This is a genomic window from Paenibacillus sp. J22P143 (assembly GCF_059692035.1).
The window spans coordinates 1-21,681 of sequence record NZ_JCAUAQ010000046.1; the positions used below are offsets into that span (position 1 = coordinate 1).

A 21,681-nucleotide genomic window follows, 5' to 3' on the forward strand; every position below is an offset into this window, starting at 1 on the left:
AATCGAGCAGCATGAGCAGTTAGTGGTTGCTCAATAAAGGACATCTGAACAAAACACCCAATTTTGTGTCCATGTCCCTAAACAAAACCTTCTCAGAAGAACACAAAGGACCCTACAAGACATTTTCTTTTTATTGGTCGAAGATTAAACTTCGACGGTAAAGGGAAAATGGTAAAATAGGGCCTATCTGTTTGTTTAGCACGTTTTGGCAGCTGCCTCGGTTACATGATCACAAAATAATGGTTTTTGTACATATGTCCTGCTGGGCGTTAACGGGCAGTTTAGCGTGGTGCCGATCTGTACAACTATTATTACCATCTATTGGAATACCAATCTAATCAAAGGACGGTAGACGATGGGATATAACTTAAATATTAAGAGAACAGAGCCAGCACTCCCTATAACTCTAGATGAATGGAAACATTGTATTAGTACAGACCCTGAACTTGAATATGCTGATTTTATTGAAGCTATAAACCCAATGACAAATAATACGATAAGAATCGATTCTGTGGGAATGGGTGTATGGAGTACAGAATTTAATAATGAAGAGTTCAAAATTACTTTTTCTTTTCGAGATGGTAAATGGGGAAGTGAAATATCGGTGAAATATGTAGATGACTTTCAAATTCCTAAAATGAAAGAAATTGCAAGTTAAATGCTAAAGTACTTGGCGACGATGGTGAAGAATATTAACAAATGAACGTATGAGAATAGATTATTTTCCTTCTGCAATTTTGATTTAACCGACTGTAACAGAAAGCTCAATACTTGAACAAGCTGCCGGCATGCTGGCAGCCTGTTCAAGTAACGGGCAATGTTAATAATGCAAAGAAATGCTATGTAATAATTTCGTAGAGAATTTTATGTCATACTAAATAGGTGAGGGTGAGAATCATTGGCAATATGGCAATTACAAAGTTCAACTGATGGATTTGTTAGTTATGTACTTAAAGATATGTCATACTCTAGGAAATATAAGTTCATTGGGGAGTCTCTCTTCTGCCACTGGGATCATCCTCTTGAGGTCATAGCATATAAGAATTCGAAGAAGAAAATAAGTGATTGTCCTCGCTTATGGAATATTAATGGTTCTATTGTTCTTTCTCGTAAAGCTTTTGAGACATTAAAAGACCTTATTATACCTAGTGGGGAAGTCCTACCTATAATGAATGATAATGTTGAACTTTACGCTGTAAATGTTATGAATGTTGTGGACTGTCTAGATATTGACCAATCAATAGTAAGTAGATTTTCTGATGGGTCAATATCTGAAATAAAAGAGCATTGTTTAATAAAAGACCAAATACCTCAATCGCACATATTTAAAGTAAACGAAAGTAAAAATTGGTTTCCATTCGTCTCGGATGAATTTCGAGATCGAATTATTTCTAATAAATTAAAAGGATTTGTTCTTCATGAAACCAAATTTCGATAGGTATATTGAGCTCTAACGAGGAACGATAGCACAATAAACAGGGAGCAAACTGCCGTGGCAGCTGCTCCCTGTTTTCATTCAAGTAAACATTCCTGTTAGGGCTAAGAAATAGCCTTTGTCAAAAAAGGAGCGCCTCGGTATGATGGGTTTGTCCCGGGTTTACAACCCAACACCATCAAGGAGGCGCTCTTATTATGAAGTTTAAACAATCAGAAGTACAAAATCAACGAATTGAACGAATTAGCACATCTCATCTTGTTGTAGGTATCGATATGGCTAAAGAAACTCATGTGGCGCAAGCTACGAATTTTCGTGGAATCGTGCTCTCGAATCGACACCTCTCATTTAGTAACACCATAGAAGGCTTTGAAAAGCTGCAGCGTTGGATAGAAGGACTTCAGCAAAAGCATCGTTTGAATAGTTGTATCATTGGCATGGAACCTACTGGACATTATTGGTGGAACCTGGCGAATTGGCTTACAAATAAAGGAACGAACGTTGTCCTAGTGAATCCAGCCACCACCAAAAGAAACAAGGAGAATCGCGATAATAGTCCTTCCAAGAGTGATCCGAAGGATGCTCTTGTCATCGCGGATATTGTAAGCCGTGGTTATTATTATGAACATACGCGACAAGCCCAAGAGTTTCAAAGATTACGCACCCTGATGAGCGATAGGGAGTTCTGGGTCGCTTACAGTGTCCGTTTGCAGAATCGGATTATTCGTTGGTTAGATATTCGCTTTCCATTGTATACATCGGTGTTTAAGGATTGGACTTGTAAATGTTCAATGGCCACATTGAAAGAGTTACCATTACCGCAGGATCTTGCGTCACGATCCATATCCGAGATGATTACGACTTGGAGAAAGCATATGCACAGAGCAGGTGGCTCTACAGGCACGCAGAAAGCTGCTGAGCTTATTTCCCAAGCCAAGCGGAGTGTGGGTGATGTCACAGCCTTATCTGAGGCAAAGCTAGATTTAAAACGATTAATCGAGGAGTATGAGCGCATCGTAGAAATGCTAGGGGAAATGCAGAAGCAAATCCTAGAAATACTTTGTGAGATTCCAATGGCAAGTCAGCTTCGCTCTATTAAGGGGCTTGGCCCCATCTTTGTTGCAGCGATACTAGCTGGTGCGGGTGATCTTAGACAGTATGCGCATGGACGTCAGTTACTACGAAAAGCCGGTCTTAATCTAGCTGAAAGTACGTCGGGAAAACGAAAGGGACAGATCGTCATATCGAAACGAGGAGATTCTACCTTATGCAAATATTTATTTCTCGCTACCCTACAGCTCATTGGTGTCAATCCTGTATTTCGAGAGTTACATGAGTATAACGTTAAAGTTAAGCATATGAGGAAGCAGAGATCTGTATTTAAACTGCTGGGAAAAGTAGCTCGAATCTTAATAAGTATTGTCCTAAAAGGTGAAACATTTACGCCTGAAAAGGCAAGTCACATCATTGCGCAAGCTGCATAACATTGCAAAAAACCACGTTTGTTGACTCATTCGCAGGATTTTACAAAGAAAGCACGGAGAACCGAGTTCCTGCCCGAGAAGGGCTTTGACCCGTCCGCTAAACGCAATCGGTCTCCACACCTTGGAAAAGTATGACGATGGAATGTTAGGGCTTAGACCCGTAGAGCCATGGGATGGTAAACTTCCAGGTATTCGTGGAATATGCGTGCAGTAGAGTGAAGTTAGGGGGAATAGATTTACGGCTCCTCTGTTCCCGCACGCTTAAAATTAAGTTTTCAATCCATAGAACCTCGTTTTCTAAGCGGTTGTTATTTTCAAGGTGATGAAATCCTGCGAATGAGTGAGTATACGTTAGATAAACCCTTAAAACCGAGGGACGGGCAGATTACTTCACCAGTGACAGATAACGGTGAAACTTGAAACATGTGTGGTATAATCCAAATTTAAGAATAAAATAATGGTAGTACCAACTCAAAATCCTAGGAGCACAATTATGAACTTAAAATTCTTTATTATTTTCTTAACGTCACTATTAACGTTGACTGCATGCGTCTCCAATAGTTCAGTTCGGGCACCTGTACAAAATTCAATTAACATAACAGATGAATCGGACACAGAAACAATTCCTGATGTAAAGACCCCTGACGGTAAAAAAATTACTCTTCTTCCAACGTCAAGTGATTTACCCAGTTCGGATGTGAACAAAGCTGCCCTGACGCCGACAGTATTCGCTCCAAATACGGACATATCCATTCATCTTGAAAATACCGAAGAGTTTAATTACATCTTCTATAAGAAGAGCGAAATTTATGATTTTTCATGGGAACCTGTCACCGAGGTGATGCCCATGAGAGGTAATATCAAAGTTCCTTCTGAAAAAGGAATATTTGTTGGTTTACTTGCAATTGACATGAAATCAGGAAAATCAGCAAGGTACTTCTTCGCTATTGATGTTCGTTAATGAGAAACCGCAGATGCTTTAGCATAATGTTATTACAGGCTTTAAACATTAAACTAAACTGGGAACGATAGTTCAATAGCAACTTGAGAAGAGGCAGCCAGCCCAGGTGGATTGGTTGCCTCTTCTCAAGTAACGGACAGAAAACGCAATCACAGACGCTCTTACAAATGGATTCAAGCCGATTGAGGTCGGGTGGCATTGAACCATTGTAGGAAGAGTATAGAAATAAAAAAATCAACGATGTCGCTACCATGGAGTCAGCAGTTATGCCGCCGCCCGAATGCTGCTTTTGCCGCCGAACAGCAGGAAGGCGATGATGAACCCGCTGATCAATCCGCCGAAATGCGCATAGTTGTCGATGGCGGGAATGGCGAATCCGAGAATGACGTTCATGATGAGACCGGTCCAAATTGAGAATCCCATCGTTTCGCCCCACGTATCGGGCTCTTTCCAGGTCAAATAGAGCAGTGCGCCCATCAAGCCGAAAATCGCCCCGGACGCTCCAGCCGAGATCGAAGGCGAGAACATATAGCTGGAGACATTGCCGAAAATGCCGGCGGCCAGGTAAATGACGATAAAGCGCACTGACCCGAGGACACGCTCAAGCTTTCCGCCAAGCGCAAGCAGGGAGACTGAGTTAAACCATAAATGAAGCCCCCCAACATGAAGAAAAATGGGAGTGAACCATCGCCAATATTCGCCCTGGTCGATCAGGGGGTTAAATTTGGCTCCGAAAGCGACCAGTGTATGCGGATTGCTTGATCCACCCATCGCGGTCATGGCAATCCAGATCAGCACATTGATGGCAGCGAGCAGGAGGGTGAGCGGGGCGCCATGCTTGCGTCCGGCCTCGTCGAACGGCTGGGTCCTCTCCTGTTGGGTATGGAGCATCTCGTGGTGCCACTTGTTGATGACTACATAAAGCTCTGCTTCGTCGTATGGTATCCCGTGGATGCTGGCCACTGCATGCTTAATGACATTGGTTCCAGACACCTTCGACTTGGCCGTATAAATCCGATGCTCGACCAAATCCGCGACCCACGTCTCGACGCGGTACCGTTCGATCAACGAGCTAACTTGCAGCTCGGATATGACTTCACCGGGGTTCTGCTGCCCAGCGTCAGTACGGATGTATAGATGAATTTTGCGAACGATCAGATTCGGCTTGCGGAAGCTGATACTCTTCATCCAATCGATGGACTCCTGGAGCTGTCCGAGGATCAGCTCAAGCTGCTCCTCGGCCGATGAGCCGTAGATCAAGGGCATCAGGTACAGGTAGACGACGCGCATACCGTCGCGGCGCTTGAGCGTCAGCATACCTTCATCGTTGTCGACGATCGAATACCGATGATGGAGGACGAGTTCGCGTGCGATATGCCAGATCGTATAATTCAATAGATGAATGTTCAACGTGGACGCACCTTTCTACTCATAATACCATTAGTATTAGTGCAATTTGAACGAATATGCAGATCGATCAATTTGTCACATGAAGTTCGGAATTTTGATATGTGCATGGAAGACTTCACAGTTCAAGAGTTGCTTAGCAATGGAAATGCCAAGCTGTAGAATAAGCAAGAGGATAGACGTAGATCTAGAAGGCGTTGAAAAATTTAACGATTATGAGATACATGTATTCCCTTTGCTTGGAGAGCACGGCGCAGAATTAGAAAGAAGAATCCAAAGCCCTGATCGTCTCAACGAGGTTCATATCATCTGGTTTCCATCTTCCCAGTCATTCTAGAATTTTCGTAATGATCCTAGACGCAGTCAGCATGCAAATCTTCGTGTAGAATCAGGCGCTACAATTGAGTTAATGATTATGAAAGAGTCGAAGTAATATTGGACTATCGAGAAACGATAGTGAAGGAGCTTGCCTCGCGGAAGTCTCTTTTTTGTTCGTTCAAGTAACAGTCAGGATAGCATTCGCGAATAACTTTTGGAATGGAGAATTACGAAGTTCGCAAAAGATCTAAATTCATTATTGAAATTATAGAGTAGTATAATGGTGCTCTTGGAAAACTATTTTATGATTGGGACGAAGGGGGGGCTTTCATTGGGTATTGATACAAATAAATTACAACCAGCCGCACATGATTTCGGTGACTTTGTGTATTGCGGGGTCAAGTGGGCTTTATCTAAAGTCAGAGCATTAGATGGCGCTAAGAAAGCAAAGACGACAAGCGATGACCCATCTGTTCGATCCCAAATTAAACAACTAACTTCAGAGGTAGGGAAGCAAAATGAAGACAAGTGCGTTGAATGGGTTCTCAATCTTAATCGACTTACGAATAGCGCCATTTTTTACAACGGTATTGGAAGTGGTAATAACCCAACGCCTTAAACTGCCGAAATTACAGGTGTACAAATGTTTTGCAAACCCGACCTAGTTGTTCGATCACAAGATGGTCAGCTGAATCTTTACGAATTTAATCGGTTAGCGATGAGATATGCACCTATCAAGCTAACCCCATCCGAATTGGATGATTCAAAATTTCAGCATCTATTCTAACATTACTTTCAATTTATTGTTACAGCAAAGAAAAGTGGTGGGAGTCTCGAATTAATTCAAAAACTCACGCACCACGCTCCCAAGGAAAGACAAGATATTCTAAAAAAATGTTCTGGTTGCATCTATAGAAAAATTAATAGTTGCGGCTTAAACGAGCAAATGTTTAATTAAAATGCTGCCGATTGGTCGCCTATTCATTTTGCCCACATTTCCGAGCACTGCACTTCGGGCCATTCGGCCTTCGGTACGCTCGAGTGATTTCGGAAAAAACTACTGAAAATCGTTTGTTCAATAAACTAGCAGCAGTCTAGGACTTTATTTCTCGTCTATGGCTGCTGGCTGTTTTGTATTTTTTGGTCGATCTAATACTTATTTTTCGGAGTCTGACGGTTTTGTAATTTGAAAACCGCGCGGATTCAATACATTCGGTCTAACACTTTATTTTCTCAAGACATAAGGTTCAAGGCAAAAGTACCATCAACCTATTCACCGTCGAAGAGGACTCCGAATAGAATTAAATGCACTTAATTTTGTACATAATATAAACTCCACACTCCCTTACTACTCCACCACCACCATGAAAAGAGGAATTACGAATAGGTTATTTGGAACGAGTCATAAAACATTTGCTGCGGATTATCTCGGAGGGCATCCAGGGATTAAAGCTGGGAAAGTTACTATTAAGCAGACGACCGAGAAAAATACGATAGAAATAAATAAGCATACGATCGTTGTTAGTCGCGTTGAGTGGGATGAGAAGGGTAAACATAGCGCAGGAAAAGCCGCTGTGGGGGCAATCCTTGGAAGTGTTTTACTACCCGGTGTCGGAACAGTCCTCGGTGCGGCATTTGGCGGGAGAAAGAAAGATCACTCTCTGGCAATATTAACGTGCAGTATTGGCGGATTAGAAACGGAAATATACTTCCGTGCCGATCGTAAAGAATACCAACAGATCGTCGCACTTCTAGTTGATGTAAACGGAGAGAAGGTTAACATAAACGGAATCGAAGGGCGATTCGTACCAGCTATGGAAAAAGACTTAGTAAGATGATGTCCAATGACACAAATGTGCCTACATATTTTTAAATGTAAATGCCTGAGGAATCAGGCTTTTTTATTTTTATGTGGGAAGATTTGTGTCATCACAAAATGCACAAATGTCCCTACATTGTAGTCTTGTGACACAAATTCGCCTACGTTATAGGAGGTCGATTTTCGGCTCGCATCACACAAGATATTCCCAGATTGCCGATAAGATAACCTTAACGCTCAACTAACGGGCAGGTTTGTATGGTAAAATAGACTACTAAATAAGATATTTTTGAGGTGTTAGATTTGAAAAAGAAATGGCTTTTTTTGGGGTTAATTTCACTGATTTTGATTGCTCCTTTGAATGCTTGTTTAAGTGGTGTAGAGGTTCAAAATGAAACCATTACACTAAATCAGTTAGTAACAGCTGATTGGATAAATACCAACAGCGAAGCTTGGATATTCTGTGAACCAATTTCTGAGGACGATCCTCAAAGAGGTTTGATCGGTGTTGTTGGCGGGGAAGAAGGTTACCAACGAGGGCAGGAAGGGGGTAAATTAATAGATGAGTACATTAATATGGTGAATGACAAATATAAAAACAATGTAAAGGTAAGCAACTATAAATATGTTAAACGACAATATCTAGAAATGCATTATGAGGACAGCATAACAATTATTTGGGACTATCGTACTCACAAAGGAATATTAAAAAGCCCATAGTTACAAAGAGTAAGAAGGAGTGTTTAATTGCGAAATTTCAAATGTAGTCCATTGAAGTAACGAATAACGTTAGCTCAATAACCCACATTAAGCTCCCCTTAAAATGGGGATTTTTTAGTTTAAATCGCCAATGTTTGTGTCGGTTAAGAAGTAGGGAAGTGGTACTTCATTGTACGCACGGTCAGAATAGTTCCAATATGCGGTATATTAAAATAAGGGATTTGAACAAGGGAGGGGAAATGAAGCATTTAGTTAAGAGCCCTTCAAGGATCGGAACCATTATAGGCATGATTGCTACTATTATTTGACCCAGCGATGGATCTGTTTAACGGTACTTACAAGTAAAACGTACAGAGATTGGAACAGCAAACAGGGCAGGCGAATGATTGTTCATTCGGCCTGCCCTGTTCTGTAACTCATTCATTAACCGACGGGAGGAACAATCGGAAGCTTAACGGTTATTGTTGTGCCTTCCCCAAGCGTGCTTTTTACTTGAATGCTTCCATGATGAAGAGAGACCATTTTCTTGACGATGGCAAGTCCCAGACCGTTACCGTTATTACTGCGGTTTCGCGACTTGTCTGCTTTATAGAATCGTTCGAAAATGGGGTTAAGTTCTTCCGGTGAAATGCCGATCCCGGTATCGGTTATGGACACTTCAACTTCATTTGACTGGTGACTCATACGGATATGGATCATGCCACTGTCCGGCGTGAACTTAATACTGTTCCCGATTATATTCATCCAGATTTGATTAAGCAGATCCGCGTCAGCCGTTATTTTGGCGGCAGCTGGCAGCTCGAGATCAATACGAATGTTTTTGGCCGACCATTGAGGCTCGCATGTGACAACAATTTGCTTGATTTGCTCCACAAGATTAAATATCACCGCTTCAAAAGGATGATTTTCCGAATCCAGAGAAGCGAGTTTAAGTAAATTATCGCCTAGCCGAGACAGTCGTCCACTTTCAGCAATAATGATGTCCAAATAATAGATGCGGTCACCTTCGGCAACCAGATTATTGTACTTTAATGCCTTTGCAAAGCCAGAGATGGATGTGAGCGGTGTCTGAATTTCATGAGATACATTGGAAACAAAATCCTGCCTCATCTGCTCTAACTGCTTAAGCTCACTTGCCATCTCATTAAAGCTCTGAGCCAACTCTCCCATTTCATCTGTCCGTTTCATTTTTAATTCCACGGCAAAATCGCCCTTAGCCAGTTGTTTGGTTGCTTTTTTCAACATTTTGAGAGGATTCACCAAATACCTGGCGGCAATGAGAATGCACAAGCTTCCAATTAACAAAGAGAGCAGCAGAACAATCAGCACCATACGATTGATCATATTCTCGTTCTGAGCAGAATTTTGCAAAAACATTGCATGCTGCTTCCCTTCGAAAGAAAAGGGGATACCGATGAATGCAATTTCTTCTTTGGCTATCGAGCGATAATAATTGCCCTGCAGCACTTTTTGAATCGCTTTGGATGGAATTTGGATGATGTTATTATTCTCCAAACCGTAGAAGGTTTCTTTTTCAGCATCATTGAATAGATGAATTTGATACGCAGATAGCTTCACCATACGTTTGATGAAGGTATCTGTATCTTTAGGTTTCGTCTCTTCATAAAGCTGAATGATTTCCTCTCCTGCTGCAATCATGTCATTCTGCCCAACTTCGTAGATTTTTTTCTTGAATACAGCAAGTCCGATCAGAGATGAAGTAAGCAGGCTAAATATAATAACGGCCAGAAACGTAAGAATGACGCGGGCATATAAGGTTTTTATCATGGTGTTACTAACCTATACCCGAGACTGCGAGCGGATTCAATATGAAAATGTTGCACATCACCAGCAAACTTTTCCCTTATCCGCTTGATGTGGACATCGACGGTCCGATCATCGCCTTCATAATTCATCCCCCAGATCTGGGTGATGAGCTATTCCCGAGTAAAAATTTGACCTGGGTGGCTGGCCAGCAAAAACAGCAGCTCGAATTCCTTTAAAGGCAGATTCAGCACTTCGTCTCCCCTAATGACTTGATAGGACCGGCGATTCAGCGCGATCTCGCCCAATTGTAAGGTCTGGGAGGAAACGATCAAGGAACGTTTCAGCAGCGCCTTTACCCTCATTACAAGCTCCATCGGGTCGAACGGTTTCGTCAAATAATCATCCGTTCCAAGCTGGAAGCCCTTCACCTTCTGTGCCGCTTCCGCCTTGACCGTCACCATCAAGAGAGGGATATTCGAATCCTGCTGCCTGATCCCTCTACACAAATCCCAGCCGTTCATTACCGGCATCATAATGTCAAGTATCACCAGATCTATCCGAGAATCCTCAATAATGGAGAGGGCTTCGGCACCGTTTGTTGCCTCTACGAGTTCAAACCCTTCATTTCGCAGGAACAAGGACATCAACTCACGAATTCGAGCGTCATCATCCGCAATAAGTATAGTGGCCATGAGAACGACACCCCTTTCAAATTCTAACATGATAATTTACACATCTATAGAATGGGCAGGTTTAATTATATCGTTAATTGTGCTGACTTGAAAACTTCATGCTGAGAATCCGCCGCCATCGGAAGATGGTCATCCCGAATAACATGGATGACCATCTTCCGATCTGCGAACGATTCTTATTTCAACCAAACTGCCATCCTAGTAAGTTCCAGTGGTAGAAAAACAGACTCAAAACCATCGCGGCAAGCACTACAAGGGTAAAATACACCCGCATGAACACAGACCAATACTTGTCTCTCCAGGCCATAATGGCCGATAGGATCATGGCTACAGTCAATCCAACAAAAATTATTGGCATAATTAGAATTAATTTTACGGAAATGGAAATGTGGCTCAGTCGTTCTAATGTGTCCAAATTCATAATGAAAATAACGATCAAAATGCAGGTTATTAGTCCCCAAACTACAGTAGCAGCAGAGAGCCAAGCTGCCCGCTTTTGCGGTGCTTCCATCTTGTTAACTGCACGTATTCGGAAAGCAAATCCGATTAATCCGATGATAAACAGTACAATTGAGCTGCCAAGCAGGGGAAACCAGAACTTAGTTTCATCCATAAAGTGCGCACGCTCGAGCGGCAAGAACGGGAGAAAGTCTAACATCATTTCAGTGACTTCTCCTGCTGCATTGGTGTGGAAGCCGATCTGATGCGGGCCTCCAACTTGCTGGAACAGATCCTCTTCGATCGGAACGAACAGCATTTGTTCTTCTCCCTGTCCAATGGCCAACTTGTTATCGGATATGGATATGTTCATCTCTGTCATAAAACCATAAAATTTATCTATATCACTGTAGTTGCGGCGGGTGAACTTATAGGTGCCGGCATATTTCCCGACTATTTCTGCAATGTTGGTGGGTACAGGCGGGAGTTTGACTTCCGGTGCCGGGAAATAGTGGTCGAAAAAGGCTTGTAACATTCCTTCCGCAGCCACTCCGCCATCACCGCCGCTATAGGATACAAAAATGCCGATTTGCTTATCGGGAACGAGATAAAGTTCCGTACTGAAGAGTGTGTCGGCACCGCCATGAGAGATCAATCGATGTCCGTTAACATTTAGCTCGTAAAAGCCAAGATCCATACCCGGTAAACGTTTATCGAACTGGAACGCCGTCGAATGCATTAATTTGACGGTTTCCGGCTTCAAAATTTGCTTGTTTTCGTATCGCCCTTCATTGAGGTGGGCCATCATGAAATGAGCCATGTCGAGCGCAGAGACCGACCCCGATCCGGCGGGGCGGAAGCCGCCCTCAAACGTAGGCGGCTTGCTGACAAAGCCACCGTTCCCACTGGCATAACCAAGCACTTTAAAAGGGTCTAAGGAGGACGGTATAGGTTCCTTAACTGTCGCATATTTCATGTCGAGCGGTTCGAAAATTTTTCTTTGAATATAGTCATCGTAAGGCACGCCGCTAACCTCTTCAACTATCAATCCCGCCAAAGAAGCGCCATAGTTCGAATAGGATACCTTCTCGCCTGGCGGCCGAATCCGTGCCAGAATGTGCTTGGAAAGCGTATCGGAAATCGACACGGGCAGTTTCTTCGGATCTATGGTGATCTGATAGCCGACACCGCCTTCTTCGAATCCCGCAGTATGGGTTAATAGATGGCGCAACGTGATGGGCTGCTTATAGGTATCCGGTATTTTCACCGTTTTCAGGTATTTATTGACGTCCGTATCAAGTTCAAGTTTGCCCTGCTCAACCAATTGCATCACCGCTGTCCAGGTGAACAGCTTCGTTGTCGAAGCGATCCGGAACAGGCTGGTTTTAGGATCTATGGGGACGTTTTTTTCGATGTTGGAATATCCATAACCTTGGGCGAACAGGAGCTTGTTATCCTTCACTATGGAAATGACTGCCCCTGGAATTTTGAACAGATCCATACTCGATTTCATCTCTTTGTTGACGAACGCCGCAACCTCGGATGAGTTGTTCAGATCCCCAGGTGCTTCATTCGGTTTAACAGCTTGCTGCGAGGTCGTCTCGGAAGCTGTCGCAGAGACCGGTTCCTGTACGCAGAAGAAACTCGATCCAATTCCAATTACCACGAAGGATAGTAAAACAAAACAACCGGCAACAAACTTCTTTTTCACAAAATCCGGAAATGTATACATCCAACTTTCAGGCTGTTTGGTGCTATTATTTTTCACTTTCGTAGTTGTCGGCATTATAAGCCCCCCGTATTCAGAGAATTTTTGATCCAAGCTATTTGTCTCGACTTTCTTTGTATTTTTGATCCAGGTTGTCACGACTTTCTTTGGAAATCTTATCAAAAAGTTATGAACGGAGAGTGAACATCCAGAATTTTCTTATGCACCTGATAAATTGCAGCTGAAAATTATACGAAGAAAATTAAGTCGAAGGTATTGGAACAATTCTTAACTTCCCAGTTAGGATTCACAATAGTAAGCCATTTAACATTTAGCAAAGAAGTCAGTGGTGAGTTTATTAGATTAACAGGAATTCCTGCTAATTCAAATGGAAACTATGCCATAAACACACTTGAGGGAGTAGAGGAAATAAATTTGATTGAAATTGATGTGCCAATAAACATTGATGACACTTTAGAACTAGTAATATCGGACATCGCTAACGCTATTGTTAAAGAGTTTTCATTGATAATTGATGAGAAACATGGATTAAACTAACTAGGAACGTTAGCTCAATATAAGGGAACGATAGCTGAAAAGAAAAAATAAGAATTAATCTATAGGCAAACGTAAGTCGAAACTTAATAGGGAGTAGCCAAGATGATTAATGAATTGCGTCAATGGGCTTTGGTAAATGAGATTGAAAAGAAAAGCGTCAATGGCTTCTGGTTTTGTTTCAACAACTATAAAATAGATAATGATCTTGAATTTGTGGAAGTCTTCGGAGCTGATTTTGATGAGATACAACTCAAAATTCAACTAAAAAATGTAGCTCTTTTTATTGACGAATGGGATGTGGCCAAGCAATACAATTCTATCTCATATGGGTTCGACTATGCTGTTTCATACATTCCTATAGAATACAAAAATAAAAAAGTGGGGATTTATCGGATGTTATTCAAATTAAATGGGGAATCCTTTGATGATTTCTTTGTGCTTGATTAGCTCGACCATTCAACTATCGGGGAACGATAACGTAATAGGCAGGGTGTGGCCAGCCACGCGGCAGCTGCGCCCTGTTTTCGTTAAATTAACGCGAGTTTAGTTGAACTGGATACAGATTAAAGATAAATGAAAAGTAGTCATCTCTTGGTTGTACACGACATATTGTTAAGTGTACTTGCTGTTTAGGGGGGGCTCTGCGTGAGATTGCTAATTCTTGTGGTGGGTATAATCTTACTTACACTCCTTTGGACTAACCCGGATAACTCCGATTTTAAAAAATGGGTCCTTAAGAAAGAACTCACCAACTCTCAAACATTTAACTCAACGCCAGTTCGTTTTCGTAGCAAGAATTATCTGTTTTTCTCATTGCATGAACTTTCAATTATTAGGAAACAACATGCTGATTTAATTATCGAACAAGAATACTACGCAGGAATAGGGATTCTGGGAATGATATTTCCAATTTCAATTCCAGGAATTGATGATAAACAGTCCCCAATAATTAAATAGTTGAAAATTAGTTATAATTGTTCTCGAGGAACAATGGCTTGTAACATTTTGTTAATATAAGACTAGTGGATTAGCCCTGATACCTTACAAGTGAAAATCTGCAATAGATTACACTCTGAAAAGCGAGGAATAAAACTTTATGACGCAGCCTTATATAACGTTTTTTCAAAATGGAGCTCATATGGCACTGATTGATTTTGATATGGCAGGCCCAGGCCCGCGTATGTGGGACATTGCGTACACGCTGTATACATCGGTTCCGCTTACGAGTTTCGCACCTGACCATGCTTCTGGGGCAACGGTTGCCTACCAAAATGACATACACGCCGCAGAGCGCGGTCGGCGAATTCAATTGTTTTTTGAATCGTATGGCATTCCCGTTCCTACTAACCTGCTGGAATGGGTTATTCAACGATTGATGGTACTGTGTGATACGTTGAGAAAGGGTGCCGCCGAAGGCAATCCTGCCTTTCAAAAAATGGTCGATGAGGGCCATTTGGCGCATTATGAGAGCGAGATTCGTTTTGTGAGGGATCATTACCAGGATTAGAAATAGAAAATGGTTTAAGTTTATTCCACCGCTGTTATCATTTCAGCGGTATTTTTGCTTTCGAGAAGGATAAATATGGAATTTATCGAAATAAGTAGGAAGACATTAAAGGGGTGAACAGTTTTGAAAATACTAATGATCTTCATTGCTTTTCTTATCATGCATACTGGGGGGGCAACTCCTGCACCGCTAAAACAAAATTCTTATCAAGTAAACGCGCCTTATTCAGACGAAAAAATTAAACTTGAAGATAAATATTCTATAATTGACCTCAAATATGAAGATGTAAATGGTGATCAGATCAAAGATGATATTATTTTAATTGGACTTAGAGAAAACCCTGATTCAATTTGGAATGATTCTATTACAATGATCATCAGGGATGGAAAGTCAGATATGGTTACTACGATAGAACCTAAATATCGTCAAGGATATTCACCTGCTCTATTCATTGGTGATTTCACAGGAGATAAAATCAATGACATTATGCTAAGTAAGAATAGCGGCGGAAATGGTGGTGCTGGTTCATCTTTGTACTGCATGTACGGTAAAGTAAACGACTCCTATGAACTGATTTTTGGCAAAGAAAGCTTTAGTGATGGGTTAAAATTCAATATTCAGTTTACAGACAAATATCAACTCAATGCCACAAACATAGAAAAAAACGAAAAATTTGCAATAGATGTAACTAATAATAAAGAACAATACGAAGAAATGGGGATTTATGTGAAAGGCAAATTAGCCAAGCCATCAGAGGGCTGGGTTGATCCTTTTTTTGAATTAACTCCTAAAGATTTAGACGGAAATGGTACTTACGAGCTGCTTGGTAAACAATATATGGCAGGAGCCTATCACGCTGATTGGTTAGGTAATGCAGTATCTACACTCAAATATGAGAATCATGAATGGGTTGTGGCTGATGTTCAGTTTGAACTAAACAAGCAATTAGGAAGGGAAGTTAATTCAACGGAGAATCAAGCCCTTACTTATTTACAAAATAATGTGTCTGAGATTGGTGATTTTAATAAACTGCTTTCAAAATCAAATGTAAAGATGATTATGCGTATGGATGGGAAGAAAGAATATATGCCTGGTACGCAATATTATCGTGTTTATGTTGGGGAAGATCATGGAGATCATACGGTCAGATGGCAAACATTTTTGGTTAAGGATGATCTAACAGACATATACGTTTACGATGTTATTTCAGATTCGTATCAAACTTTGAGTGATTGGAGACATATATTGTCTAAAAAATGATCGTTATTGTATGATTATTCCAATTTAGAACATAGAAAGTTGGACTAACTATGAATCCCTTCGACCTTTCACCAGATCCACAAATGACCCCAATTATTGGGCTTCTACACGCCACGGTTACTTACAATTTTACACGTTTAAACGATTGGTTGATGGGTTGACGCAAAAAGAAATTGACTACAAAGGTCAACAAAATGAGTTTAATAGTATTGCACAATTGTTGAGACACTTGGCAGTGGTTGATCTTCATTGGGTTTTTCGCTTGCAATCCGCCGATATTCCAACAGAGTTCCAGGAAACTTTCGGGAAAATGTATGACGATAACGGTAAACTTCCTATGGTAAAGAACATTTCTTTACAAACGCTTCTAAACGAATATGAGCAAATACAAAGCATGTTTAGAGAAGTTTGCTTACAGAAAACGGATGATGATTTGCAAAGAGTGGTTCCTTTTCAAAATGGTAATCGTGCAACGGTTCGATGGGGAATATGGCATACTTGAGGAACACATAGTGGAAGGCATCCATTTAAATGTGGGTGTTTTTTTAAATTCGGTTTAGCGTACCGTTTTTTAATATTTTCAGTTACTGAAAGGTGGGCTATAATTAATGTAAGCGAATACAAAAGATTGATTTAGGTAAGGTAGGGGATGCAAATGCAACTTCGAGGGAACCGAATACTACTTAAATTTCTGGTGCCCTATTTGTTTATCTTGATCTTCCGACAGCAGGCTGTAAGTGTATCGATGAGAATTTTTGATAATCCAACAGACGACAATAAAGCACTATATAAAAAACACATCCCGGCGGAGATGTGTTTTTTATTTTCCGAAAAATCGCGCAGCGGGCGACGGACAGGGTCGGAGACACCTACAACAATATGATTAACGGTAATGTTTTCAATGAGTTGATTTTGCTTATCTTGTGATTTAAACTTCATAGTAGAGCGTCCTCCTGGATGATGGAATTAAAGGGCTTTTGACCCGTAGCGTACTTCCATCGTACTGAGGCGCTCGTTTTTTTACAAAGCTGAAATTTATCCATCTACAGGAATCTAACGAGAAACTTTAGTTTAACAACAAAACAGGAGCAGATGCTGCGGTAACTGCTCTTTTTCTTAGTTATTATAACAAGAAAGTAACACTATACTCTAAGTGTACAATTGGTATGGTACTTAATTATATGTTGGAGGTGCGTCAACTCGGATTTTGTTTTTGCGTATATAACTCCAATTTTCGCAATATTTTTCTTTGTTAATTGTGTTGCTCTTGCGAAGAAAATCAAAAATGGGAATAAAAATACTGCTAATAATACAGGTTGGGGAGCCGTAATGTTTGGCTTCATTGTTTTGTCAATTATTTGGAGTAGTTGGCTAAACTAACTGGGAGACGATAGCTCCATGTACGACAAGCGTGCGCGGCTGCCAGTAACAATCGGCAGTCGCGTTAAGCTATTGGGCAGTATAATTCCAATTTATGGTATAATATAGATAAGAACTTTAAAGAGATGAAATTGTAATGTATGTAATCCAGGAGGCTGATCCAATGAATGAAGCGGAAGCCAAAAGAATATTTATTGTTACTATTTTTATTGGCATTGTATTTTCTACAATAGCTATGTTAATAAAATATCCAACTAATTTAGATTCGGTAAATGAATCAACACTCAGCATATATACCCAATATGGAGAATTTAGACGTTCATCTACTGAAGAATATTTTCCTGCTATTGCTATTGCACGTAGTAAAAAGCAAATAAATTCACAAACAAAAGTATTATTTCTTGACCTTGGAACTTTCGTAAAAGAAAAGAAATAGAATGTTACTATTTGCATTGTGAATTAATAACTTAAGGGATTCCGATAACGGGAGACTATAGTTCAATCAAGACATGAAGGCAGCCACGCACGATTGGCTGCCTTTGTCTGTTGAAGCGGGCAGATTCCTAAAAATATACATTATTAAATCTAGAATGGGAAGGAGAAACCAATTAGTTCGTGAATATGATGTGTAATTATAAAAAGGGGGAAACGTATTTAAAAGTGGTTGAAAAGTAAGTAAGCGTAATAGAGCTGATTCGGGGCGAAATTCATTTAAAAAATCAATTACTTTGAAGCATCATGGGGGAGGTTTTTCATATTTTTCGAGACATTATAATTAGACGTTTTTTAAGAAGTAAACAATATTTAGAGCCTATACACGTTCTTAACATTCGAAAAATTAAAAATTTAGAAGAACGCAAACTATATGAAAGATATCGAACGATGGCTACAGAGGCATTAAAAAGATCATTAGTAACTAAGAATTTACATAAAAAGATCAAGGTTTATACTGCTATATCAGCTTCTACGAAATTAAATGCTTGTGCGGATATTTATTGTTCCACAGAAATTATTATTCTCAATAAGGGGGTGCTATTTCATATTAATGATTATATAAATAATGCAGTAGGTTCCAACGATAACTTCTTTTCAAACTACAAAGATCGATCAGACCTAGTGTCATATTTAATTGATATTACTCTTATGTTTTTGATAAATCACGAAATTGGGCATTTAGTGTGTGGTCATGCTAGATATCTCATAGATAATTCTAAAGACGGTAAATCGACAAAATTATATATGATTGACGACCAAAATAAACAGAACCCTAAATCTACTTCCGAAATAATCGAGAGGAAAGCAATGGAAGTGCATGCAGATAAATATGCATCACACAATGCGTTTGCAGCGCTAATTAATATTACTGAAATAACAAATATAGCTGTATTGGTTGAAAGAGTTCAATTTTATATGCTTTGCACTCATTCATATTTTCTTCTTTGTAGCACAAAGTCAGATGAATACTATGACATGCGCGGAGAAAGATACTTTCCTAGAACTATAAGGCAATTACAAAATATAAATCAAACAATCGATTATCTGAATAAATATCATAATAGGAATTTCCAGGTTTCGAAAGATCTTGTTAATGAAGTTGTATGGGATGCAGTACGAGTCGCAGAAAATATATATAATTCCGCCTATCCTGATCAGTCGGAAATCCGATTACAAGAACGTTTAGGACTTTTGACAGCTCCAGAAAAAATACTAACTCAACTCGAAGAAGTACAATCTTATATTAACAATAAATTAAAACCCAAATTAAAATATTATCGAGCAGATCCCTACTAGATTTAGGACAACTAAATCTTATTCTATATCGGTTAATCGTGCACAGAAGGTACTTGGGGAGGGAGTACTTTAGGAAGGAAGAAAGACCAGGGGTTGAGCTATCGGATAACTATAGTTTAACAACACTAAGGGCACCGATCACAATGATCAGCTGCCTTTTCTCATCTACTGGGCAGGATAGTTAAAATTTCATCTTTTAATATATGGGTTATGAAGGAAGATGAGTTTTATACAAGGGGGAATCATATGCAAAAATTTCAGATTAAAATTTGTCTGTTTGTTTTGACCATTACTATTTTAACTGGATGTACAAATCCCTTTCCGACTTCCACGAATACACCGATAACGTCAACTACACCTGCGCCTGACACAGCTACACCTACAGCAACACCAAAGGAGTCAGAAGGTACACCATTATCAGCCGATGTCAGGCTGCTTGCCTTTGGTACATCATACTTCGACCAAGTTATTGCTGCTTACAATAATGCGCCGGCGTTAGTCGATACACAGCCTAATGTGGTGATGATTGAAGGCAACTATCAAAAACTGACATTCGTATACAAACTTACAAGTCCACTCTTAGATGTTCCACAAATGCTTTCAGATGCGGGCTATGGGCCGATTACCGATTGCGCTTTAATCAACAAGATTTTTGGCAAAACGGAGAATGATGTTTATGGCCGCTCAAGCGATAACACTCTCATGACATGGTCGGTTGTACATGGCATAGATGACGATCTGACAGTGGTCTACGCGAATTCATCAGATGGAAATTTACCCGACATAAAGGCGGAGCCCAACGTAAAATATCTGTTTGACCCATCTCTCATCAATAAGGTTGTAAATGTATATAAGGATATAGCGCCGGATTTCAGCATACCGATTGGAACTCCTCCTAAAAAGATAGTTATTACCTTTATGGATGAGCTGGTGTTTCGCTTCTACGTTAATATTAATAGTAGAGACGCTCATATAAAATCGCTGCAAACCACATTGGAATCGGCAGGATTTTCACCGACAGGCGAATCATTTTTTCAAGGCTATGTATACAAGAAGGGAAAGATTACCGCAAAATATGACTATGGCGATCCAGTGGATGGTGTTTCGGAAATTGGTGTGATCTTGGATGATGTGCCTCTTGGTTAACGAATGAAGGGTAAAAATGATCCATGGTCTTTTAACCGTACCGGGTGAGTGCTTTCCAAAGGGAGCGACAATCTATTTCGGATTGATAATGATTACCTCCCAACTTTCGTTGCGCTAACGAAAAACGTTAGTGTATCTTTCCAAAATTAGGATTACGTGCATGCAGAAACCATTTCCATTGACTTTACGTCTATATATTCAGTTAAAGTTAATGTAATCGAAAGTGAACATTGGACACTGATTACAATTGGAGGTAAGAATTTTAATGGAAAATAAAATGCTATTGAAATGTTTAACTATATTTTTTTGTGTCTTCTTTTTATCGGCTTGTTATTCCAATGAAGCAAAAATTGAAGAGTCAGAAAAAAAGTTGTCAATTGAAGAAGCACAAAAGCTAATTTTAGCAACTCAAAATTTTTCTCAACCGAGCGATAAAGAAGTTGAAATGATTGAAATTACTTCTTCTGATATTTGGGATAAAACAAAGTGTCAACTGTTTAAGGTTGCAGGTGAAACATTTATCGTAGCAAATCAAAAAGTAATTCATATAGGTAATGGATTTGGTGGGAAAGGTGTAACAAGTGCTGTGCCTTACGATGTCAATAAGGATGGAACCTCGGATATAATTTATACATATTCATTTGGTTCGGGTATCCATCGCACTATTATTTCATGGATTGATTTAAAGAATCATAAAGAGCAAATTGTTGAAGATATGCCAAAAAGAACGGAGTTTAGAATGTATGATTTGATATTAAAAAATGAAAAGGATAAAACAGTGGTTTATCGAATTATGAATGAAAGTGAAATCTTGCAAACGTATCCTACAGACAAGGACATAAATCAAATGACGTTAAAAAAGGATGGAATTTTGATTTGGGAAAATAGCGAATTATACAATGAACAATTGCAAACAAGCATACTATAGTTCAAGCACAACACAACGGCAGCCGGTACACGACCGGCTGCCGTTGCCCTTTAAAGTAACGAGCAGGATAGTTGAATACGATATTTGAATATCTATAATTAGATTTAGAAGAATTATGGAGGACAAATGATGATAATCAAAGCGGAGGTAATAAATCAGCCACAATCAGGAGAATGCAAGGAGAGGATTTATGATATTTCCAGCCCCTGGAATTCCCAAAACTGGACTTGGATTAAATTCACTAACGATGATTTATGGTGCTACAAGATGTCAAGACAGTTATTTTAATATAGTTAAGGTGTGAAATGATTCACAATGTTCAGTGGGTAATGAGACGTGAATGTTCTAGTGCTTTGCCTGAG

The 21,681-nt window shown here is 40.0% G+C and carries 21 protein-coding genes and 1 pseudogene; 17 read left to right on the forward strand and 5 right to left on the reverse strand.

The window, feature by feature from the left end; genetic code table 11:
• Positions 1-355: 355 nt before the first annotated feature.
• The 4 genes from AC58PQ_RS28715 (at position 356) to AC58PQ_RS28730 (ending at position 3,880) form a co-directional block, all read left to right on the forward strand.
• A complete protein-coding gene (locus AC58PQ_RS28715; protein ID WP_497247674.1) occupies positions 356-658 on the forward strand; it encodes a hypothetical protein in 303 nt (100 codons plus the stop codon).
• Between the two features lie 240 nt (positions 659-898).
• Entirely contained in the window at positions 899-1,438 is a 540-nt protein-coding gene (locus tag AC58PQ_RS28720) for an imm11 family protein (RefSeq protein WP_497247676.1), read from the forward strand.
• 194 nt (positions 1,439-1,632) lie between these two features.
• Positions 1,633-2,919, forward strand: coding sequence for an IS110 family RNA-guided transposase (locus tag AC58PQ_RS28725; RefSeq protein WP_497247678.1), 1,287 nt, complete (start codon positions 1,633-1,635; stop codon positions 2,917-2,919).
• A 493-nt stretch (positions 2,920-3,412) separates the two neighbouring features.
• The gene (locus AC58PQ_RS28730) at positions 3,413-3,880 is read left to right on the forward strand and encodes a hypothetical protein (RefSeq protein WP_497247680.1); all 468 of its coding nucleotides are present in this window, start codon (positions 3,413-3,415) and stop codon (positions 3,878-3,880) included.
• Positions 3,881-4,144: 264 nt separating this feature from the next.
• Here the strand turns inward: AC58PQ_RS28730 and AC58PQ_RS28735 are convergent, their stop codons facing one another.
• Complete coding sequence (locus AC58PQ_RS28735) at positions 4,145-5,290, reverse strand: rhomboid family intramembrane serine protease (RefSeq protein WP_497247682.1); 1,146 nt, start codon at positions 5,288-5,290, stop codon at positions 4,145-4,147.
• Between the two features lie 646 nt (positions 5,291-5,936).
• Here AC58PQ_RS28735 and AC58PQ_RS28740 point away from each other — a divergent pair.
• From AC58PQ_RS28740 to AC58PQ_RS28750, 3 genes are all read left to right on the forward strand, one after another.
• Positions 5,937-6,224 carry a hypothetical protein gene (locus tag AC58PQ_RS28740; RefSeq protein WP_497247684.1) on the forward strand — a complete coding sequence of 96 codons (288 nt, stop codon included), beginning with the start codon at positions 5,937-5,939 and terminating at the stop codon, positions 6,222-6,224.
• A 745-nt stretch (positions 6,225-6,969) separates the two neighbouring features.
• Entirely contained in the window at positions 6,970-7,443 is a 474-nt protein-coding gene (locus AC58PQ_RS28745) for a hypothetical protein (protein ID WP_497247686.1), read from the forward strand.
• A gap of 284 nt (positions 7,444-7,727) precedes the next feature.
• Complete coding sequence (locus AC58PQ_RS28750; protein ID WP_497247688.1) at positions 7,728-8,144, forward strand: hypothetical protein; 417 nt, start codon at positions 7,728-7,730, stop codon at positions 8,142-8,144.
• A gap of 423 nt (positions 8,145-8,567) precedes the next feature.
• On the opposite strand, the gene AC58PQ_RS28755 is transcribed toward AC58PQ_RS28750, so the two are convergent.
• The 3 genes and pseudogenes from AC58PQ_RS28755 to AC58PQ_RS28765 all read right to left on the reverse strand — a co-directional run bounded on the left by AC58PQ_RS28755 (position 8,568) and on the right by AC58PQ_RS28765 (position 12,827).
• Complete coding sequence (locus tag AC58PQ_RS28755) at positions 8,568-9,932, reverse strand: HAMP domain-containing sensor histidine kinase (protein WP_497247690.1); 1,365 nt, start codon at positions 9,930-9,932, stop codon at positions 8,568-8,570.
• Positions 9,929-10,603, reverse strand: a pseudogene (locus AC58PQ_RS28760) (response regulator transcription factor). The gene AC58PQ_RS28755 and the pseudogene AC58PQ_RS28760 overlap by 4 nt, the downstream one beginning before the upstream one ends.
• A 181-nt stretch (positions 10,604-10,784) precedes the next feature.
• A complete protein-coding gene (locus tag AC58PQ_RS28765; RefSeq protein WP_497247692.1) occupies positions 10,785-12,827 on the reverse strand; it encodes a serine hydrolase in 2,043 nt (680 codons plus the stop codon).
• Between the two features lie 198 nt (positions 12,828-13,025).
• Between AC58PQ_RS28765 and AC58PQ_RS28770 the strand changes: the two genes are divergently transcribed.
• From AC58PQ_RS28770 to AC58PQ_RS28795, 6 genes are all read left to right on the forward strand, one after another.
• Positions 13,026-13,307: a hypothetical protein gene (locus AC58PQ_RS28770; protein ID WP_497247694.1), complete on the forward strand. Its 282-nt coding sequence runs from the start codon at positions 13,026-13,028 to the stop codon at positions 13,305-13,307.
• Between the two features lie 102 nt (positions 13,308-13,409).
• Complete coding sequence (locus AC58PQ_RS28775) at positions 13,410-13,754, forward strand: hypothetical protein (RefSeq protein WP_497247696.1); 345 nt, start codon at positions 13,410-13,412, stop codon at positions 13,752-13,754.
• A gap of 198 nt (positions 13,755-13,952) precedes the next feature.
• Positions 13,953-14,264 carry a hypothetical protein gene (locus AC58PQ_RS28780; protein ID WP_497247698.1) on the forward strand — a complete coding sequence of 104 codons (312 nt, stop codon included), beginning with the start codon at positions 13,953-13,955 and terminating at the stop codon, positions 14,262-14,264.
• 181 nt (positions 14,265-14,445) lie between these two features.
• The gene (locus AC58PQ_RS28785) at positions 14,446-14,814 is read left to right on the forward strand and encodes a hypothetical protein (RefSeq protein WP_497247700.1); all 369 of its coding nucleotides are present in this window, start codon (positions 14,446-14,448) and stop codon (positions 14,812-14,814) included.
• A 123-nt stretch (positions 14,815-14,937) separates the two neighbouring features.
• On the forward strand, positions 14,938-16,074 hold the full coding sequence (locus AC58PQ_RS28790) for a YybI family spore inner coat protein (RefSeq protein WP_497247702.1): 1,137 nt from the start codon (positions 14,938-14,940) through the stop codon (positions 16,072-16,074).
• 31 nt (positions 16,075-16,105) lie between these two features.
• The gene (locus AC58PQ_RS28795; protein WP_497247712.1) at positions 16,106-16,576 is read left to right on the forward strand and encodes a DinB family protein; all 471 of its coding nucleotides are present in this window, start codon (positions 16,106-16,108) and stop codon (positions 16,574-16,576) included.
• 197 nt (positions 16,577-16,773) lie between these two features.
• On the opposite strand, the gene AC58PQ_RS28800 is transcribed toward AC58PQ_RS28795, so the two are convergent.
• Entirely contained in the window at positions 16,774-17,013 is a 240-nt protein-coding gene (locus AC58PQ_RS28800; protein ID WP_497247714.1) for a hypothetical protein, read from the reverse strand.
• A 604-nt stretch (positions 17,014-17,617) separates the two neighbouring features.
• Between AC58PQ_RS28800 and AC58PQ_RS28805 the strand changes: the two genes are divergently transcribed.
• The 4 genes from AC58PQ_RS28805 to AC58PQ_RS28820 all read left to right on the forward strand — a co-directional run bounded on the left by AC58PQ_RS28805 (position 17,618) and on the right by AC58PQ_RS28820 (position 21,319).
• Positions 17,618-17,890 carry a hypothetical protein gene (locus tag AC58PQ_RS28805; RefSeq protein WP_497247704.1) on the forward strand — a complete coding sequence of 91 codons (273 nt, stop codon included), beginning with the start codon at positions 17,618-17,620 and terminating at the stop codon, positions 17,888-17,890.
• Between the two features lie 446 nt (positions 17,891-18,336).
• Positions 18,337-19,245 (forward strand): hypothetical protein, encoded by a 909-nt coding sequence (locus AC58PQ_RS28810; protein ID WP_497247706.1) that lies wholly within the window; start codon positions 18,337-18,339, stop codon positions 19,243-19,245.
• 246 nt (positions 19,246-19,491) lie between these two features.
• The gene (locus AC58PQ_RS28815; RefSeq protein ID WP_497247708.1) at positions 19,492-20,391 is read left to right on the forward strand and encodes a hypothetical protein; all 900 of its coding nucleotides are present in this window, start codon (positions 19,492-19,494) and stop codon (positions 20,389-20,391) included.
• 265 nt (positions 20,392-20,656) lie between these two features.
• On the forward strand, positions 20,657-21,319 hold the full coding sequence (locus AC58PQ_RS28820) for a hypothetical protein (protein ID WP_497247710.1): 663 nt from the start codon (positions 20,657-20,659) through the stop codon (positions 21,317-21,319).
• The last annotated feature ends 362 nt before the right edge of the window (positions 21,320-21,681 follow it).

Bases quoted from the DNA above. Each gene is read 5' to 3' on its own strand.
- AC58PQ_RS28800 (WP_497247714.1), bottom strand. From the start codon at position 17,013: ATGAAGTTTAAATCACAAGATAAGCAAAATCAACTCATTGAAAACATT.
- AC58PQ_RS28785 (WP_497247700.1), top strand. From the start codon at position 14,446: ATGGCACTGATTGATTTTGATATGGCAGGCCCAGGCCCGCGTATGTGG.
- AC58PQ_RS28755 (WP_497247690.1), bottom strand. From the start codon at position 9,932: ATGATAAAAACCTTATATGCCCGCGTCATTCTTACGTTTCTGGCCGTT.
- AC58PQ_RS28765 (WP_497247692.1), bottom strand. From the start codon at position 12,827: ATGCCGACAACTACGAAAGTGAAAAATAATAGCACCAAACAGCCTGAA.
- AC58PQ_RS28775 (WP_497247696.1), top strand. From the start codon at position 13,410: ATGATTAATGAATTGCGTCAATGGGCTTTGGTAAATGAGATTGAAAAG.
- AC58PQ_RS28715 (WP_497247674.1), top strand. From the start codon at position 356: ATGGGATATAACTTAAATATTAAGAGAACAGAGCCAGCACTCCCTATA.
- AC58PQ_RS28805 (WP_497247704.1), top strand. From the start codon at position 17,618: ATGAATGAAGCGGAAGCCAAAAGAATATTTATTGTTACTATTTTTATT.
- AC58PQ_RS28820 (WP_497247710.1), top strand. From the start codon at position 20,657: ATGGAAAATAAAATGCTATTGAAATGTTTAACTATATTTTTTTGTGTC.
- AC58PQ_RS28810 (WP_497247706.1), top strand. From the start codon at position 18,337: ATGGCTACAGAGGCATTAAAAAGATCATTAGTAACTAAGAATTTACAT.
- AC58PQ_RS28745 (WP_497247686.1), top strand. From the start codon at position 6,970: ATGAAAAGAGGAATTACGAATAGGTTATTTGGAACGAGTCATAAAACA.
- AC58PQ_RS28725 (WP_497247678.1), top strand. From the start codon at position 1,633: ATGAAGTTTAAACAATCAGAAGTACAAAATCAACGAATTGAACGAATT.
- AC58PQ_RS28730 (WP_497247680.1), top strand. From the start codon at position 3,413: ATGAACTTAAAATTCTTTATTATTTTCTTAACGTCACTATTAACGTTG.
- AC58PQ_RS28815 (WP_497247708.1), top strand. From the start codon at position 19,492: ATGCAAAAATTTCAGATTAAAATTTGTCTGTTTGTTTTGACCATTACT.